General features: G+C 69.8%; 1 pseudogene. It reads right to left on the bottom strand.

Annotation, left to right across the window (positions count from 1 at the left end):
* Positions 1-265 (bottom strand): annotated as a pseudogene (locus LPA41_RS41475) (IS701 family transposase); the annotation flags it as partial.

A 265-nucleotide genomic window follows, 5' to 3' on the forward strand; every position in this document is an offset into this window, starting at 1 on the left:
AACCCCCGCTACCCGCACGAACTGGGCAAGGGCGGTCGGCTCTGGTGCCCAGCAGCGATAGAAGGCCAGCTCACCGGTGGTGTTGTTGCGACGGATCAGCAGACTGTGCCGGCCGTCGTCGTCGGGGTCACCGTCGGCGCCGACGTCGGCGAGCCAGGCCCAGTCGTAGAACCGTGGCCCTTTCGACCCGTCACCGGCACTGCGCCGGGTCCACGCGGTGGCGGGCAGATCCTCGGCTAACCGGTCGGCACGGCAGCGGGTCTTA

The organism is Actinoplanes sp. DH11 (assembly GCF_020873875.1).
In the GTDB taxonomy this organism is placed as follows: domain Bacteria; phylum Actinomycetota; class Actinomycetes; order Mycobacteriales; family Micromonosporaceae; genus Actinoplanes.